The 16,858-nt window shown below is 63.5% G+C and carries 13 protein-coding genes; 5 read left to right on the top strand and 8 right to left on the bottom strand.

Annotation, left to right across the window (positions count from 1 at the left end; translation table 11 throughout):
- Positions 1–3: 3 nt before the first annotated feature.
- The gene (gene hemA, locus FJ940_RS23590; protein WP_140658094.1) at positions 4–1,281 is read right to left on the bottom strand and encodes a 5-aminolevulinate synthase; all 1,278 of its coding nucleotides are present in this window, start codon (positions 1,279–1,281) and stop codon (positions 4–6) included.
- 277 nt (positions 1,282–1,558) lie between these two features.
- Between hemA and galE the strand changes: the two genes are divergently transcribed.
- Both galE and FJ940_RS23600 read left to right on the top strand, forming a co-directional pair.
- Positions 1,559–2,554, top strand: a complete 996-nt coding sequence (gene galE / locus FJ940_RS23595) for a UDP-glucose 4-epimerase GalE (RefSeq protein WP_140496575.1) — start codon at positions 1,559–1,561, stop codon at positions 2,552–2,554.
- A gap of 106 nt (positions 2,555–2,660) precedes the next feature.
- Positions 2,661–3,911 carry a D-amino acid dehydrogenase gene (locus tag FJ940_RS23600; RefSeq protein ID WP_140658096.1) on the top strand — a complete coding sequence of 417 codons (1,251 nt, stop codon included), beginning with the start codon at positions 2,661–2,663 and terminating at the stop codon, positions 3,909–3,911.
- A 16-nt stretch (positions 3,912–3,927) separates the two neighbouring features.
- On the opposite strand, the gene FJ940_RS23605 is transcribed toward FJ940_RS23600, so the two are convergent.
- From FJ940_RS23605 to FJ940_RS23635, 7 genes are all read right to left on the bottom strand, one after another.
- Positions 3,928–5,304 (bottom strand): FGGY-family carbohydrate kinase, encoded by a 1,377-nt coding sequence (locus FJ940_RS23605; RefSeq protein WP_140658098.1) that lies wholly within the window; start codon positions 5,302–5,304, stop codon positions 3,928–3,930.
- A complete protein-coding gene (gene rhaM / locus FJ940_RS23610; protein WP_140560854.1) occupies positions 5,301–5,618 on the bottom strand; it encodes an L-rhamnose mutarotase in 318 nt (105 codons plus the stop codon). Before rhaM ends, FJ940_RS23605 begins: the two co-directional genes overlap by 4 nt.
- Positions 5,618–6,613, bottom strand: coding sequence for an ABC transporter permease (locus FJ940_RS23615; RefSeq protein WP_140560853.1), 996 nt, complete (start codon positions 6,611–6,613; stop codon positions 5,618–5,620). Before FJ940_RS23615 ends, rhaM begins: the two co-directional genes overlap by 1 nt.
- The gene (locus FJ940_RS23620) at positions 6,610–7,587 is read right to left on the bottom strand and encodes an ABC transporter permease (RefSeq protein WP_140560852.1); all 978 of its coding nucleotides are present in this window, start codon (positions 7,585–7,587) and stop codon (positions 6,610–6,612) included. The genes FJ940_RS23615 and FJ940_RS23620 overlap by 4 nt, the downstream gene beginning before the upstream one ends.
- Entirely contained in the window at positions 7,584–9,125 is a 1,542-nt protein-coding gene (locus FJ940_RS23625) for a sugar ABC transporter ATP-binding protein (RefSeq protein WP_140560851.1), read from the bottom strand. The genes FJ940_RS23620 and FJ940_RS23625 overlap by 4 nt, the downstream gene beginning before the upstream one ends.
- Before the next feature lie 81 nt (positions 9,126–9,206).
- On the bottom strand, positions 9,207–10,202 hold the full coding sequence (gene rhaS, locus FJ940_RS23630; RefSeq protein ID WP_140513297.1) for a rhamnose ABC transporter substrate-binding protein: 996 nt from the start codon (positions 10,200–10,202) through the stop codon (positions 9,207–9,209).
- 56 nt (positions 10,203–10,258) lie between these two features.
- Entirely contained in the window at positions 10,259–11,062 is an 804-nt protein-coding gene (locus FJ940_RS23635; protein WP_140496559.1) for a DeoR/GlpR family DNA-binding transcription regulator, read from the bottom strand.
- A gap of 187 nt (positions 11,063–11,249) precedes the next feature.
- Here FJ940_RS23635 and FJ940_RS23640 point away from each other — a divergent pair, with 187 nt between their 5' ends.
- The 3 genes from FJ940_RS23640 to ggt all read left to right on the top strand — a co-directional run bounded on the left by FJ940_RS23640 (position 11,250) and on the right by ggt (position 16,686).
- A complete protein-coding gene (locus tag FJ940_RS23640) occupies positions 11,250–13,352 on the top strand; it encodes a bifunctional rhamnulose-1-phosphate aldolase/short-chain dehydrogenase (RefSeq protein ID WP_140658100.1) in 2,103 nt (700 codons plus the stop codon).
- Positions 13,353–13,439: 87 nt separating this feature from the next.
- A complete protein-coding gene (rhaI, locus tag FJ940_RS23645) occupies positions 13,440–14,732 on the top strand; it encodes an L-rhamnose catabolism isomerase (protein ID WP_140560849.1) in 1,293 nt (430 codons plus the stop codon).
- A 214-nt stretch (positions 14,733–14,946) separates the two neighbouring features.
- Positions 14,947–16,686, top strand: coding sequence for a gamma-glutamyltransferase (gene ggt, locus FJ940_RS23650; protein ID WP_140560848.1), 1,740 nt, complete (start codon positions 14,947–14,949; stop codon positions 16,684–16,686).
- The last annotated feature ends 172 nt before the right edge of the window (positions 16,687–16,858 follow it).

The raw sequence follows: 16,858 nt of genomic DNA on the forward strand, positions 1-16,858 counted from the left end.
GCTTCAGCCGCCGGACTTAGGCACCAGCAGGGGAATGACCCGGTCGGTCTTGGCCACGGAAGGTCGTCCTGCTGAACCATAGGAAATGCCGAGCGCGTCCCAGGTCTCGACCAGGGCGTCCTGCAGCTCGGCGATCAGCGCATCCGAATGGAACGGCGTCGGCGTGATGCGCAGCCGCTCCGTGCCGCGCGGCACGGTCGGATAGTTGATCGGCTGGATGTAGATGCCGTGCACGCCGAGCAGCCGGTCGCTTGCCATCTTGCAAAGCTCGGGGTCGCCAACCAGCACTGGCACGATGTGGGTCGCCGATTCCATCACCGGCAGGCCGGCGGCGGAGAGGATCTGCTTGGTCCGCGTCGCCTGCTGCTGCTGGGCGTCACGCTCGGCCTGCGAGCGCTTGAGATGACGGATCGAGGTAGTGGCAGCGGCGGCGATGGCCGGCGGCAGCGCGGTGGTGAAGATGAAGCCCGGCGCATAGGAGCGCACGGCGTCGATGACAGCGCTCGTGCCGGTGATGTAGCCGCCCAGCGTGCCGAAAGCCTTGGCGAGCGTGCCCTCGATGATGTCGATGCGGTCGGCGAGGCCTTCCCGCTCGGTGATGCCGCCGCCGCGCGGACCATACATGCCCACGGCGTGGACCTCGTCGATATAGGTCATGGCGTTATAGCGCTCGGCGAGGTCGACGATCTCTCTGATCGGCGCGATATCGCCATCCATCGAATAGACGCTCTCGAACACGATCAGCTTGGCGCGTTCGCGGCCCGCCGCCTGCAGCAGGCTTTCCAGGTGCGCGACATCGTTGTGGCGAAAAATCTTCTTTTCCGCGCCCGAGCGCCGCACGCCTTCGATCATCGAGGCATGGTTCAACTCGTCCGAGATGATCAGGCAGTTGGGCAAAAGCCGCGCGATGGTCGAGATCGAGGCCTCGTTGGAGACAAAACCGGAGGTGAAGACCAGCGCGGCTTCCTTGTCGTGCAGGTCGGCGAGCTCATGCTCGAGTTCGACCAGCGGATTGCTGGTGCCGGAGATGTTGCGGGTGCCGCCGGCGCCCGAACCCATCCGGCCCGCCGCGTTCTGAAACGCTGCGATGACATCCGGGTGCTGGCCCATGCCGAGATAGTCGTTGGAGCACCAGACGGTGATTTCCTCTGCGCGGCCGTTGGCGCGCCAGATGGCACGCGGAAATTTGCCCGCTATGCGCTCGAGGTCGGCAAAGACGCGGTAGCGTCGTTCCGCATGGAGCTGGTCGATCGCGTCCTCGAAGAACCGCTGATAATTCATGTCGGCTTCCCAGTTTTGCGCTGGATCATAATCATTGCCCGATTGGCCGTCCACCGGCCCGTTTTGGTCAAAATGCCACGCCCCGCACCTGTTCCTAACGAGGGGCGGATCATGGCCTATTTCCTGGCGATAACGGCCTGTAGGGCGCTTTTGTTTCGACATGATGCCATATGCCGGCCAAGTCGGTTACGCAGGGTTTTATTGGTCATAGGGCGGGCTTTCCAGTAGAGCGGGTGTTGAGACAGTTTCCGATAGATCTTGAATGCGAGGACGCGGAATGACGGTTTTGGTGACAGGCGGCGCCGGCTATATCGGCAGCCATATGGTCTGGGAATTGCTGGATGCGGGCGAAAGCGTGGTCGTTCTCGACCGGCTTTCGACCGGTTTCGAATGGGCGGTGGCACCGGAGGCAAAGCTGGTCGTCGGCGACGTCGCCGACAAGGAATTGGTCGGCTCCATCATCCGCGACAACAATGTCGACGCGATCATCCATTTCGCCGGCTCGATCGTCGTTCCCGAATCCGTCGCCGATCCGCTCGGCTACTACGAGAACAACACCTGCAAGACGCGCACGCTGATCGAAACGGCGGTGCGCGAGGGCGTGCCGAACTTCATCTTCTCCTCGACCGCCGCCGTCTATGGCGGCGCCGGGCTGGAACCGGTGCGCGAGGATGCCCGCCTGGCGCCGGAATCGCCCTACGGCCTCTCCAAGCTGATGAGCGAATGGATGCTGCGCGATGCGGCGATCGCGCATGGCCTGCGCTATACGGCGCTGCGCTATTTCAACGTCGCGGGCGCCGATCCCAGGGGGCGCACCGGCCAGTCGACGCCGGGCGCCACGCATCTGATCAAGGTCGCTTGCGAGACGGCGCTCGGCAAGCGGCCGTTCATGCAGGTGTACGGCACCGATTATCCGACGCCCGACGGCACCTGCATGCGCGATTATATCCATGTCAGCGACCTGGCCGCGGCGCATCGCCTGGCCCTTGAGCGGCTGCGCGCCGGGGGCGCGAGCCTCGTCGCCAATTGCGGCTACAGCCACGGCTACTCGGTGCTGGAGGTGATCGAGAGCGTGCGCCGCGCCTTCGGCCATGATTTCGAGGTCAGGACGGGCGAGCGCCGCCCCGGTGACGCCGCCGCGGTGGTTGCCAATTCCGATCTCGCCCGGACGGAACTCGGCTGGACGCCGCAACGCGACGATCTCGACCAGATCGTTGCAGATGCGCTCGCCTGGGAGCGTATCCTGACGGGGAAGAATTCCGCACGCGGTTGAGCGGGTTTTCCCAAGGGCTCGCAAGCCGCTCCGCGAAGCGCTATGGAAGCGTTCGCGGAGGGTGCGGAAGCGCGCTGCCCGGTTCGACCTTTTTTGGGGGGACGACATGAAGATAACGGTGCTCGGAGCCGGCGTCGTCGGCACGGCGGCCGCCTACTATCTGGCGAGCGACGGCCATGAGGTCACCGTCATCGAGCGTCATCCGGCGCCGGCGCGGGGCACCAGCCAGTCGAATGCCGGGCTGGTGTCGCCGGGCGATGCCACCGCCTGGGCTTCCCCGGCGGCGCTGAAGACCTTCCTGCGCGGGCTCTACAACCACGATCTCGGCATCAAGGTGCGACTGCGCTTCGATCCCTATTTTCTCGCCTGGAGCCTGCGCTTCCTGCGCCAGTGCACGGTGGCGCGCCTGCGCGCCAACACCGACATCAAGCTGCGGCTCGCGCTCTATTCGCGCGACTGCATCAATGCGCTGTCGGAGGCGACCGGCATCCACTATGACGAGCGCAAGAACGGCATCCTCTACTTCTTCCGCTCGCAGAAGAGTCTCGACACCGGGACCGACAATTATCGCTATCTTGCCGAGCATGGCTTGCCGATCGAGATCGTCGGGCGCGACCGGCTGGTCGAACTGGAGCCGGGGCTTGCCGGGGTGAAGGACAAGATAGCCGGCGGGGTTTATTCGCCCACTGACCAGACTGGCGATTCCAAACTGTTTGTCGACAGGCTCGCCGCCTATGCGACCGAGAGGCTTGGCGCCGAGTTCCGGTTCGGCACCACGGTCGAAGGTTTCGATATCGAAGGCGACAGGGTGCGGGCCGTCATCACCTCGTCAGGCCCGGTGGCCGGCGATGCGGTTGTCATCGCAATGGGCCCGGAAAGCGGCCTACTCGGCCGCCGCTACGGCATCGACCTGCCGGTTTATCCGGTGAAAGGCTATACCGCGACGATCCCCCTGGAGGACGAAAGCAACGGGCCGACTATGGGTGGCGCCGACGAGGACCGGCTGATCGGCTATTCCAGGCTGGGCAACCGCTTGCGGATGTCCTCGACGGCCGAGTTCACCGGCTTTGACCGAAGCTTCAAGCCCGCTGACTTCAACACCATCATCAGCACCGGCAAGGATCTTTTCCCTGGCGCCTTCGACGAGAAGAAGGCCATGTTCTGGGCGGGCCTGCGGCCGATGATGCCCAATTCCGTGCCGGTCATCGGCCGGGCCCGCTACAAAAATCTCTATCTCGACACCGGCCACGGCCATGTCGGATGGACCATGGCCTGCGGCTCGGGCAAATTCCTCGCCGACCTCGTCGCCGGCCGAAAGCCCGAAATCGATCCGCAAGGGCTGGTCTATGAAAATTAGGCGAGCGGATCCGTAGTCAGTCCCGCCTTTCGACTGCCGCGCGCCAGGTGCTTGCATAATCCGTCCAGGCGGGGTCGGCGGGCGGTTCTTGTCTCGAGTCCTTGCCATGCGCCTTTGCCTGGTCCGATGCCAGCAATGCGGCGCCGATGCTGGTGCCGGTCGCGGCTTCGGAGGCGACGACGCTTCTGGCGGTCGCCGCCGCCAGCATGCCGACAAACAGCCGGTTGCGGGCGAAAGGGCCTTCGACAATGGTCGGGCCGTCGGCGCCGATCAGATCGAGGCAGGTCGCCGTCATCAGCGCCAGATAAAAAGAAATGGCGGCAAAGCGCTGGCCGCTGTTCATGCCGTCGGCGTTGAGCCATGCCGCCGCATGATGCGGGAACGGTCCCGACCCCTGCTGCATCGACGGCAGCAGCAGCGTCCTTTTTGCCAGCACCGCACCGACATCGTCTTCGGTCCAGTTCTCCGGCTGATCTTCCGTCAGTATGGAAAATTCCCTGCCCCCCATGAAGCGCGCCGATGGCACGGGATCGCCCAGCGCGTTGACGTTGACCAGCGTATCGCGCGCCGGGTCGAGCGCCACCGATCTGCCGCTGACCGCCATCGACACAACCCAGGTGCCGGTCGAGACGACGCTGAAAGGCGGCGCGTCCGCGAGAAGATGTGGCAGCAGCGAGGCGTTGGAATCGTGCAGGCCGCAGAACACGGGCGTCTGCGGATCGAGCCCGATTCGCGCGGCAAGCGCCGGCAGGAGCGGGCCGAGCCGGTCCCTTGCCGGCCGCACCGGCGCCATCAACGCGCGCCAACCGAGGCGGTCGATCATCGCCGAGAAATCCGCTTTCCACGGGTTCCACAGATCGGTGTGGCAGCCGAGCGAGGTCACCTCGTTGGCGGCGATGCCGGTCAGCCGCAGCGCCCAATATTGCGGATACATCAACATCGCCGTTGTCCTGGCGAATTCCGCCGGAAAGCGCTTCTGCTGCCAGAAGAATTGCGCGCCGAGATTGAGGCCGAGCGGCAGCCGCGGCGTGCCGGTTTCAGCGAAGGGCGGACGGATCGCGTCATACTCGGCCGCGAGTTCCTCGGGGCCGTCGAATTCGTAGTCGAGCACGGGCAACACCAGCTCGCCGGAGGCCTCAACCAGAGCGCCCGTCGCGCCATGGGTAGTGATCGAAACGGCGTCGATGGTCTGTTCGCGGTTGAGATCGGCAAGACTGTCGAGGATGAAGGCCCACAGCGCCTCGACGTCGTGATGCGGGTAGCGGGCTTGCCGCACCGGCGCGTTCGCCACTCGGCGCAGCGCGACCTCGCGCAGCGTGGCGAGGTCGACCAGCGCCACCTTGGCGTTGGTCTTGCCGATGTCGATGACGGCGATGTGGCGCGGGGCACTCATGCCATGTGGAACATGGTTTCCAGGGGCACGGCCACCGGCTCATTGTCAGGCTTGGTCGCCATGAGGTCGGCCATGTCTGCCCACCAGCGCTGCATCACCGGATGCTTCGGCAGGTCGGCCATGCCATGGTCGTCCCGCCGCCACAGCACGCCGAACAGGATGTTGGTCTCCTCGTCGAGATGGATGGAATAGTCGGAAACCCCGGCCTGCTTCAACAGCGCGACCAGCGATGGCCATATCTCGTCGTGACGCTTCTTGTATTCCGCCTTCATGCCGGGCTTGAGCATCATCTTGAACGCGTATTTTTCGGCCATCAGCGTCCCCCGCGCAGCCGCCGCCAGACGATCGGCAGCGCGATGACGATGATCAGGAGCAGGCCGATGAAGATCGACATGACGATGCCGGGCACGTTGAGCAGGCCGAGCCCGAAGGTCACCAGCCCCATGATGAAGGCGGCGAGCACGACGCCGACAATGCTGCCTGCGCCGCCAAGGATGCTGACGCCGCCAAGCACCACCATGGTGATGACTTCCAGCTCATAGCCCTGCGCGATCGAGGGACGGGTCGAACCGAGCCGGGAGGTGATCAGCACAGAGGCGATGCCGGACATCAGCCCGGTCAGGCAGAACAGGATGAACTTGATGCGGCCCACTCGCACGCCGGAAAACTGTGCCGCGACCGGATTGTTGCCGATGGCGAAGACGCGGCGGCCGAAACTCGTGCGGTGCAGCGCGAACCAGTAGATGACGGCGGCGATGAGGAAGAGCACCAGCTCGAACGACAGCACCCACCAGACATAACCCTGGCCGAAGAAGGCGAAGCTCTCGGGATAACCCTTGTAGGCCTGGTCGCCGAGGATAATGAAGGCGATGCCGCGAAACAGGCTCATCGTGCCGATGGTGACGACGATGGACGGCAAGCCAAGGCATGTCACCAGCAGGCCGTTGAACGCGCCGCAGCCGAGCCCGACGACGATGCCGATCGCCACCAGCACTGGCGTGCCGGCGCCGGCCTGCACCGCCATGCCCATCATGGTCGAGGCCAGCGCGATGATGGCGGCGACCGACAGGTCGATCTCGCCCGAAATGATCAGCAGCGCCATGGCGAAGGCGATCAGGCCCTTCTCGGTGAAGTTGAAGGTCAGGTCCGACAGCGAATAGGGGTCGAGGAAATAGGGCGAGGCGAAGCTGTTTATGGCGAAGATGGCGAGCGCCACCACAACCAGCAGCGCTTCCCAGGAAAAGATCGCCGAACGAAACGGCTTGTCGAGCCGGTCCGGAATATGGCGCGGGGCAGGGACGTCGGTCATGCCGCCTCCATTTTTCTCAGGATGATGCGGCCCTGCTGGCGTTCGCCGCGCGCGTTGAGCACGACGGCGAGGATGATGGCGCTGCCCGAAATAGCCATCTGCCAGAAGGGCGAGATGTTGATGACCGGCAGCGCGTTGGAGATGATGCCCAGGAACAGCGCCCCCAACACCGCGCCCCCGACCGAACCGATGCCGCCGGCAATCGAGATGCCGCCGATGACGCAGGCGGCGATGATGTTGAGCTCATAGCCGTTGGCGACCTCGACCGAGGCGATCACGTAACGTGAGATCCAGAGATAGCCGGCGAGCCCGCCGATCATGCCGGAGATGCAGAAGACGATGAATTTCGTCCGCCCGACATCGATGCCGGCATAGACCGACGCCGTCGGATTGACGCCGATGGCATAGATCGAGCGGCCGAGCGCGGTGCGCGTCATCAGGATGAAGAACAGCGCGATGACCAGAATGGCGATCCAGGACAGCACCGGAATGCCGAGGAAGGCCGCGCGTTGGAAGCCGATGAACTCGGGGCTCATCTTGTCGGCATTGACCCAGGCGCCGCCGGACAGGACGAAGGTGGCACCGCGATAGATGGTCAGCGTGCCCAATGTCACCACGATCGAGGGGATGTTCAGCCGCCACACCAGAAGGCCGTTGATGGCGCCGAGCACCAGGCCGACGACCAGGGCAATGACGATCAGCAGCGGGATCGGGATCGCCGGGTGAGCGGCGTTCAGCATCGCCACCACCATGCCGGTGAAACAGAGGTTCGACGCCATCGACAGGTCGATCGAACGGGTCAGGATGACCACCATCTGCCCGAGCGCCAGGATCATCAGGATCGAGGTGTCGTTGAACACCTGGCGCAAATTGCCGGGGTCGGCGAAGGCGGGAAAACGCGTCGAGATCAGCCCGATCAGCACGAGAATGGCCGCCAGCAACCAGATTTCGCGATATTTCAGCAAAGCCTTCATGCCGCAATCCCCGCCGCCGTCCGGACCAGCGTCTCGGCGTCCAGTCCGTTGTTGTCGTAGACGGCCGCGACAAGGCCCTCGCGCATGACGACGACGCGGTCGGACATGCCGAGGATTTCGGGCAGCTCCGACGACACCATGATAACCGACAGGCCTTGCGCCACCAGCTCGGCCATGAAGCCGTGCACGGCGGCCTTGGAGCCGATGTCGATGCCCTTGGTCGGCTCGTCCAGGATGATGACCTTGGGCGTGGTCGCCAGCCATTTGGCAATGACGATCTTCTGCTGGTTGCCGCCCGACAGCGTGCCGACATCCTGGCTGAGCGAGGAGGCCCTGAGGTCGAGCCGCTCGGTGTAGGAGCGGGCGAGCGAAAATTCCTCCGCCAGCCGCAGCACGCCGGATTTGGAGGTGCGTGCCAGCGACGGGAGAGAAACATTCTGGAAGATGGGCAGGCCGATCACCACGCCTTGCTTGCCGCGTTCCTCCGGCACGTAGACGATGCCGGCCTCGATCGAATCCGCCGCCGATTTCGGCACGATCGACTTGCCGTCCAGCGTGATCGTGCCGCCGGAGGTGCGAGTGATCCCTGAAATCGCCTGCATCACCTCGCTGCGGCCGGCGCCCACAAGACCGTAGAAGCCGAGAATCTCGCCCTTGTGCAGTTCGAAACCGATGTCGTTGAATTCGGTGGGGTGCGACAGGCCGGAGACCGACAGCACCTGCGCGCCGATCTCGGCCTTGCGCTGTGGAAAGATGTGATCGACCGCACGGCCCACCATCATGCGCACGATCTGGCTCTGGGCGGCATCCTTGATCAGCCCTTCGCCGACCATCTCGCCGTCGCGGAACACGGTGTAGCGGTCGGCGATGCGGTAGATCTCGTCGAACTTGTGGCTGATGAACAGGATCGCCTTGCCTTCGCTCTTGAGGAACTCGATCAGCAAAAAGAGCTCTTCGATCTCCTTCATCGAAAGGGCGGCCGTCGGTTCGTCCATGATGACGATCCGCGCGTCGATCGACATGGCCCGCGCCACGGCAACGAGATGCTTGTTGGCAATGCCGAGGTCCTTCAGCCTTGCATCGGCGTCGATATGGCGGGCATGCATGGTGTCGAGCACTTCGCGCGCATTTCTGCGCATGGTGCGCCAGTCGATGGTGCCAAAGCGGGTGCGCGGCGCATGGCCGAGAAAGATGTTTTCGGCGACAGTCAGATCGTCGAACAGCACGGTTTCCTGATGGATGGCGGTAACGCCGTGGCCGAAGGCGGCGTGCGCGCTGGGCAGGGTGACGTCCTGCCCGTCTATGCTGATCGTGCCCGCGTCGGGCTGGTAGATGCCGGTCATGATCTTGACCAGCGTCGACTTGCCGGCGCCGTTCTCGCCGATCAGCGCCGTCACTTGGCCCGGATAGAGCGAGAGGCTGACATTGTGCAGCGCGCGCACGCCGGGAAAGCTCTTCGAGATGCCGGACAGCGTCAGGCGCGGCGTGGAGGCCAGGGGCCCGTCCTTCACCGTGCCGTGTTGGGCTGTCGTGTCCATGGTCGTATCAAGCCCTGAAACAAGGTGCGTTTGAAGTTGCGGCGGGGCGTGAACCCCGCCGCGTCAGCTTGAAGCTCCGGATCAGTAGATCTTGGAGAACTTCTCGATGTTGGTCTTGTCGAACTGGAAGGGCGGAGCCATCGCAGCCGAATTGGTGTCGTCGAGCGTGACCTTGCCGACGCGGCCGATCGACAGCGTCGCACCGGGCTTGGCCTCTTCCTTCTTCACCGCCAGATCGTGGGCGAGGTAGACGGCGGAGTAACCGAGGTCGATCGGGTTCCAAAGAGCCACGGCCTGTGAAGCGCCGTTGTCGATGAACTTCTTGAACTCCGACGGCAGCGCGAGGCCGGTGACGTTGACCTTGCCGATCAGCTTCTCATCGGTGACGACCTGGGCAGCGGCGACGACGCCGACAGTGGTCGGCGCGATGATCGCCTTCAGGTTCGGATAGGACTTCAAGAGGCCCTTGGCTTCGTCGGTGCTCTTGGCCGAGTCGTCATCGCCATAGACGGTGGCGACGAGCTTGATCTTCGGAAATTTCTCCGGCAGCACCTTCTTGGCCGCGTCGATCCAGGCGTTCTGGTTGGTCGCGGTCGAGGAGGCCGACAGGATGGCGACGTCGCCGCCCTCAGGCAAATAGTCGGCAGCGAGCTTGATGATGGTCTCGCCGATCAGGCCGGTATCGGACGGGTTGAGGTGAAGCTGGCGGCCTTCCTTGGCGACGCCCGAATCCCAGGAGATGACGGTGATGCCGCGCTCCATGGCCTTCTTCAGCACCGGCACCAGCGCGTCGGCGTCATTGGCCGAGATGGCAATGGCGTTGACCTTTTGCGCGATCAGTGAATTGACCACCTCGATTTGCGCTTCGGCGGTCGCCTTGGTCGGGCCGGTGTAGATGATGTCGACATCGCCCAGTTCCTTGGCCGCCTCTTCGGCGCCCTTGTTGGCGGCGTCGAAGAAGCCGTTGCCGAGCGACTTCACCACCAGCGCGATCTTGACGTTCTCGGCATGGGCGGCATTCACGACCATGGCGGCGGAAAAGGCCGCCGTAACCATCAGTTTCTTCAGAAAGCTCATCGAATATTCCTCCCTTGAGCGTTGCATTCCATCGCCGCTGCGGGCGTGAGGGTGTCTCAGGCTTGCAGCGAAGATTCTTCCTTTGCCGACTTGCGGGCGACGATCAGCGTTACCCCCGCTGTTTCGAGCATCTTTGCCTCGCGGTCCTCGATGCCGTCGTCGGTGATGACGGTGGCGATGCGCGACAGGCCGCACAGGATCAGGCTGGAGCGTTTGCGGAATTTTGAGGAATCGACCAGCACCACCAACTCGTCGGCCTGATCGATCAGCTTCTGTTCCGCCTGGATCAAGAGCGGATCGCCTTCCATCAGGCCGAGCGGCCCGAGCCCCTGGGCGCCCATGAACATGCGGCGCGCGTAGAAATTGCGCGTCACGTCATTGTCGAAGGGCGACAGGATGATGTTCTGCTCGCGGTAGATGGTGCCGCCGGACAGCATTACCGTGTTCTTGGAGTGCTTGAGCAGGCTTTCGGCGATCGGGAAGGAATTGGTGAAGATCGGCATGCGGCGGCCGGTCAGGAAATGCACCATCTGGAAGGTGGTGGTGCCGCCGTTGATGATGATCGGCTCGCCGTCCTTGCAGAGCTCCACCGCTTCCCGCGCTATCGCCCGCTTCTGCGCGGCATTGAGCGTCTCGTTGACGGAAAAAGGCCTGCCGGCAAGGCCGATGAACTGTGGCGGCGTGATCGCCTCGGCGCCGCCGCGCACCCGGCGCAGTCGCTTTTGCACGTGCAGGGCCGCGATATCGCGCCGGATCGTCGCCTCGGAAGACTCCGTCAGATCGACCATTTCCTGCACCGTCACCACAGGCTTTTCCTGGACGGCGGACAGAATGATCCTGTGGCGCTCTTTTTCGTGCATGGTTCCTCCCTGCATGGCCATCTGGCATTAGAAATCGCGCAGTGTCAATCATTTCCGATCATATAATTTCATTGTGCAGTGCAATATGATTGATGTTGATCGTTTGTGATTGACAAAGCCACGTCTTGCGTAGACATTCCCGACGAAAAGAGGAGCGCACCGTCCGCGCTTCAAGGGAGGATTACCCATGCTCGACAAGCGCTCCGGCTCGCGCCTCGCCAATCTTTGGGATGATGCGAAGGCAAGGGGGATGAGCGATCCCGAGCTTCTGGTCTATCGTTCGAACACGCTCGGCTCCGACAAGCGTGTCACCAATTACGGCGGCGGCAACACCTCTTCCAAAATATGGGAAAAGGATCCGCTCACCGGACAGGACGTGGAAGTGCTGTGGGTGAAGGGCTCCGGCGGCGACAGCGCTTCGATCAAGCTTGATGGTTTTGCCACGCTCTACATGGACAAATTGCGAGCCCTCAAAGGCCTTTATCGCGGCGTCGAGCATGAAGACGAGATGGTGGGTTATCTACCCCATTGCACCTTCAATCTCAATCCGCGCGCGGCCTCGATCGACACGCCGCTGCATGCCTACGTGCCGAAGCCCTATGTCGATCACATGCATCCCGACGCCATCATCGCCATCGCTGCCGCCAAAGATTCCAAGGCCCTGACGAAGGAAATCTTCGGCGACGCCATAGGCTGGCTGCCGTGGAAGCGGCCGGGCTTCGAACTTGGCCTGTGGCTGGAGAAATTCTGCCTCGACCATCCAGCCGCCAAGGGCGTGATCCTGGAAAGCCACGGCCTGTTCACCTGGGGCGACAGCCCGAAGGAATGCTACGAAACGACGATCTCGGTGATCAACCAGGCGATCGAGTGGTTCGAGCGGCGTTCCGAGGGCGTCGCCATTTTCGGTGGCGAAGCGGTCAAGTCGCTCGACGCCGCCGAACGCCGCGCCATCGCCGCGAAGCTGATGCCGAGGATCCGCGGCCTCATCTCGGAAAAGAGTCATAAGCTCGGCCATTTCGACGATTCCGCCGCCGTGCTCGAATTCGTCAATTCCAGGGATCTGCGCCCGCTGGCGGCACTCGGCACCTCATGCCCGGACCATTTCCTGCGCACCAAGATCCGGCCGCTGGTCATCGAGTTCGATCCGGCCAAGCCCGATGTCGATGCCGTCATCGCGCGGCTGGCCGACGACATTGCCGAATACCGCGTCGGCTACCAGGCCTATTATGACAGCTGCAAGCATGCGGACTCGCCCGCCATCCGCGATCCCAACGCCGTCGTCTATCTGATGCCCGGCGTCGGCATGTTCACCTTCGCCGGCGACAAGGCCACGGCGCGCATTTCGGGGGAGTTCTACGTCAACGCCATCAACGTCATGCGCGGCGCCTCGACCGTCTCCTCCTATGTCGGCCTGCCTGCGCAGGAAGCCTTCGACATCGAATACTGGCTGCTCGAGGATCTGAAGCTGCAGCGCATGCCGAAGCCCAAGGCTCTTGCCGGCAAGATCGCGCTCGTCACTGGCGGCGCGGGCGGCATCGGCCGCGCGACGGCGAGCCGGCTGCTGCGCGAAGGCGCCTGCGTGGTGCTCGCCGACATCGACGAGACAGCACTTGCCAGCGCCAACGACGAACTGGCCAAGGCCTATGGCAAGGATTTTGTCCGCCCCGTGGTCATCAACGTCACGTCGGAGGATCAGGTCGTCGCCGGCTTTGCCGAAACGGCGGTCGAGTTCGGCGGCATTGATATTCTGGTCTCCAACGCCGGCCTCGCCTCCTCGGCGCCGATCGAGGACACGACGCTGGCGCTGTGGAACAAGAACATGGACATCCTGTCGACGGGATATTTCCTGGTCTCGCGGGAAGCGTTCCGGCTGTTCAGGGTGCAGAAGATCGGCGGCAACGTCGTTTTCGTCGCCTCCAAGAACGGCCTTGCCGCCTCGCCGAACGCTGCCGCCTATTGCACCGCCAAGGCCGCCGAGATCCATCTCGCCCGCTGCCTGGCGCTGGAGGGCGCGGAGGCGCAGATCAGGGTCAACGTCGTCAATCCGGACGCCGTACTGCGCGGTTCCAAGATCTGGTCCGGCGAGTGGAAGGAACAGCGCGCCGCCGCCTACAAGATGTCGACCGACGACCTCGAGGAACATTACCGCTCGCGCTCGATGCTGAAGCGCTCGGTGTTTCCCGAGGACATCGCCGAAGCGATCTATTTCTTCGCCTCCGACATGTCGGCCAAGTCGACCGGCAACATCGTCAATGTCGACGCCGGTAACGCGCAAAGCTTTACGCGCTAGGCCTTCCTTCTCCCCGTTCACGGGGAGAAGGTGCCGGCAGGCGGATGAGGGGCAGCGCCAGCCGAACGAAATCTGGGAGGAACAGCAGTGTCCGAAACCATCATCTCGGCCGACGTCGTCGAAAAAAACAACGCCGCGCGCAAGGCCGACCTCGAGCGTGACTACGCCTCGCTCGGCGAACGGCTCGACCGTCGCGGCATCGCCATCGACGCGATCCGAGACAAGGTCGAGAAATTCGCGGTGGCGATCCCCTCCTGGGGTGTCGGTACCGGCGGCACGCGCTTTGCCCGTTTCCCCGGCGCCGGCGAACCGCGCGACATCTTCGACAAGATCGAGGATTGCGCCGTCATCAAGCAATTGACGCAGGCGACACCGACGGTGTCGCTGCACATTCCCTGGGACAAGGCCGACCCGAACCGGCTGAAGCAGGCGGCCTCGCGTTTCGGCCTCGGCTTCGACGCCATGAACTCCAATACGTTCTCCGACGCCCGGGACCAAAAGCTGTCCTACAAATTCGGCTCGCTCTCGCATGCCGATGCCGGAACGCGCCGGCAAGCGGTCGAGCACAATCTTGAATGCATCGAGATCGGCAAGACGCTTGGGTCCAAGGCGCTGACGGTGTGGATCGGCGACGGCTCGAACTTCCCCGGCCAGGTCAACTTCGCCAAGGCGTTCGAGCGCTATCTCGATGCCATGAAAGAGGTCTATGTCGGGCTGCCCGCTGACTGGAAGCTGTTCACCGAACACAAGATATACGAGCCTGCCTTCTATTCCACCGTCGTGCAGGATTGGGGCACCAATTGCATTATTGCCAAGGAACTCGGCGACAAGGCCTTCTGCCTGGTCGATCTCGGCCACCACGCGCCCAACGTCAACATCGAGATGATCGTGTCGCGGCTGATCCAGTTCAGGAAACTCGGCGGCTTCCACTTCAACGATTCGAAATATGGCGACGACGACCTCGATGCCGGTTCGATCGACCCCTACCGGCTGTTCCTGGTCTTCAACGAACTGGTCGACGCCGAACTGTCCGGCGCCGACGGCTTCGATCCGGCCCATATGCTCGACCAGAGCCACAACGTCACCGATCCGATCGAGAGCCTGATGCTGTCCGCGGTCGAGGTGCAGCGCGCCTACGCGCAGGCGCTGCTGGTCGACCGCAAGGCGCTTGAAGGTTTTCAGGACGGCAATGACGCGCTGATGGCAACGCAGACGCTAAAATCAGCCTACCGCACCGATGTCGAGCCGATCTTGGCCATGGCGCGGCTGAACACCGGCGGCGCCATCGATCCGGTCGCCGCTTACCGGGCGGCAGGCTACCGCGCCAAGGTCGCGGCGGAACGCCCGGCCGTTGCCGGCGGCAGCGGTGGCATTGTCTGAGGCCGAGCCCGCCCCTCATCCGGTCGCTTCGCGGCCACCTTCTCCCCGCTGGGGAGAAGAGACTGGCGCGAGCGCTGACAGCCTCCTCTCCACTAGACTAGGGAAGAGGTCGGATGGCAATCCGGGTGGGGCTCTTTCTCGTGCTCCCTCAATTGTTAGTGGACTCGATCACCCCAACACGGTTTCCTAGGCGTCCCCCGCCAGGAGCCTCGCCATGCATATCACTCGCCGCACGCTGATCGCCGTCAGCCTCTCCTTCACAATCGCTTTCGCGCCATGGGCGGCCGCCTTCGCCGCCTCGCCAGCGCCTGCCAAAGGCGAGAACGGCATGGTTGTCACCGCGCAGCATCTGGCGTCGGAGGTGGGCGTCGAAGTCCTGAAGAAGGGCGGCAACGCCGTCGATGCGGCGGTCGCCGTTGGTTATGCGCTCGCCGTCGTCTATCCCAATGCCGGCAATATCGGCGGCGGCGGCTTCATGACTGTCCGCTTCAAGGACGGCAAGTCGACCTTCCTCGATTTCCGCGAACGTGCGCCGCTGGCCGCGACCAAGACCATGTATCTCGACAAGGACGGCAAACCGGTGAAAGGCGCCAGCCTCGACGGCTACCTCGCCGTCGGCGTGCCGGGCTCCGTCGCCGGTTTCGAGATGGCGCGCGAAAAATACGGCACCTTGTCCCGGCAGGACCTCATGGCGCCGGCCATTCGCTATGCCAAGGACGGGTTCATCCTCAATCAGGGTGACGCCGCCTCGTTTGCCGGAGGTGCCGACAGGCTGGCGAAGGATCCAGCTGCGGCGGCCATATTCCTGAAGCCGGATGGCAAGCCCTATGGCATCGGCGAGCGGCTGGTCCAACCCGACCTAGCCGCGTCGCTCTCGGCGATTTCCGAAAAAGGCCCCGACGCCTTCTACAAGGGCGCCATCGCCGATGCCATCGTCAAGGCAAGCGGCGCCAAGGGCGGTATCCTGGCCAAGGGCGATTTCGAACAATATGCGGTGCGCGAGCTCAAGCCGGTGACCTGTTCCTATCGCGGCTACGAGATCATTTCCTCGCCGCCGCCAAGCTCCGGCGGCGTCATCATCTGCGAAATCCTCAACGTGCTGGAAGGCTACCCGCTGTCCTATCTCGGCGCCGGTTCGGCAGAGACCGTGCATGTCATGATCGAAGCCATGCGCCACGCCTATGTCGATCGCAACTCGGCGCTCGGAGATCCCGATTTCGTCGACAATCCGGTCTCGAAACTGCTGGACAAGGCCTACGCCAAGGACATTCGCGACAAGATCGACCCGTTCCGGGCCGGCGTCTCTCAGGACCTGATGCCGAAGGGGTTCGGCGAGAGCAAGGAGACGACCCACTATTCGATCATCGACAAGGACGGCAACGCGGTCGCGGTCACCTACACGCTCAACGGCTCGTTTGGCGCCGGCGTCGTCGCCGACGGCACCGGTATCCTGCTCAACAACGAGATGGACGATTTCACCCAGAAGCCCGGCGTGCCCAACCTCTACGGCCTGGTCCAGGGCGAGGCCAACGCCATCCAGCCGAAGAAGACGCCGCTGTCGTCGATGAGCCCGACCGTGGTGGCCAAGGACGGCAAGCCGTTCATGGTCATCGGCAGCCCCGGCGGTTCGCGCATCATCACCATTACGCTGGAAGCCATCGTCAACGTCATCGACCACGGCATGAACATCCAGGAGGCGATCGACGCGCCGCGCATCCATCATCAATGGCTGCCCGACACGGTCTATATCGAGCCGTTCGGACTGTCGCCGGACACCGAAAGGCTGCTGGCCGGCATGGGTTATCACCTCGATCTCAGCGACAAGACCTGGGGCCAGGCGGCGGGCATCCTGGTCGGCGGCAAGAGCCTTGCGGAAATCGGGAAGGGTGGCGGCGCGCGCTACAATGGCGCCATCGACAGCCGCGCCGCTTCCGGCGAGGCGCTCGGCTACTGATGGGACTGGCGCACTCCGCAAGCGCGTGAACCCGCGTCCGCAATCGCACCGAAAACGAAAAGACAGGGCGACCTGAGTTTCCGTGAAACGACCGCTCTAGAGCGGGATGAATTTAGGTTGGGCATATCCGGCCTCAGTGAAGTAATTTCGGCATTCGGTTGAAGTGACCGTG

Source organism: Mesorhizobium sp. B2-3-7, from assembly GCF_006442695.1.
In the GTDB taxonomy this organism is placed as follows: Bacteria; Pseudomonadota; Alphaproteobacteria; order Rhizobiales; family Rhizobiaceae; genus Mesorhizobium.

What these genes read in the sequence shown, in the direction of transcription:
- hemA (WP_140658094.1), bottom strand. Translation starts at nt 1,281, where the DNA reads ATGAATTATCAGCGGTTCTTCGAGGACGCGATCGACCAGCTCCATGCG.
- galE (WP_140496575.1), top strand. Translation starts at nt 1,559, where the DNA reads ATGACGGTTTTGGTGACAGGCGGCGCCGGCTATATCGGCAGCCATATG.
- FJ940_RS23600 (WP_140658096.1), top strand. Translation starts at nt 2,661, where the DNA reads ATGAAGATAACGGTGCTCGGAGCCGGCGTCGTCGGCACGGCGGCCGCC.
- FJ940_RS23605 (WP_140658098.1), bottom strand. Translation starts at nt 5,304, where the DNA reads ATGAGTGCCCCGCGCCACATCGCCGTCATCGACATCGGCAAGACCAAC.
- rhaM (WP_140560854.1), bottom strand. Translation starts at nt 5,618, where the DNA reads ATGGCCGAAAAATACGCGTTCAAGATGATGCTCAAGCCCGGCATGAAG.
- FJ940_RS23615 (WP_140560853.1), bottom strand. Translation starts at nt 6,613, where the DNA reads ATGACCGACGTCCCTGCCCCGCGCCATATTCCGGACCGGCTCGACAAG.
- FJ940_RS23620 (WP_140560852.1), bottom strand. Translation starts at nt 7,587, where the DNA reads ATGAAGGCTTTGCTGAAATATCGCGAAATCTGGTTGCTGGCGGCCATT.
- FJ940_RS23625 (WP_140560851.1), bottom strand. Translation starts at nt 9,125, where the DNA reads ATGGACACGACAGCCCAACACGGCACGGTGAAGGACGGGCCCCTGGCC.
- rhaS (WP_140513297.1), bottom strand. Translation starts at nt 10,202, where the DNA reads ATGAGCTTTCTGAAGAAACTGATGGTTACGGCGGCCTTTTCCGCCGCC.
- FJ940_RS23635 (WP_140496559.1), bottom strand. Translation starts at nt 11,062, where the DNA reads ATGCACGAAAAAGAGCGCCACAGGATCATTCTGTCCGCCGTCCAGGAA.
- FJ940_RS23640 (WP_140658100.1), top strand. Translation starts at nt 11,250, where the DNA reads ATGCTCGACAAGCGCTCCGGCTCGCGCCTCGCCAATCTTTGGGATGAT.
- ggt (WP_140560848.1), top strand. Translation starts at nt 14,947, where the DNA reads ATGCATATCACTCGCCGCACGCTGATCGCCGTCAGCCTCTCCTTCACA.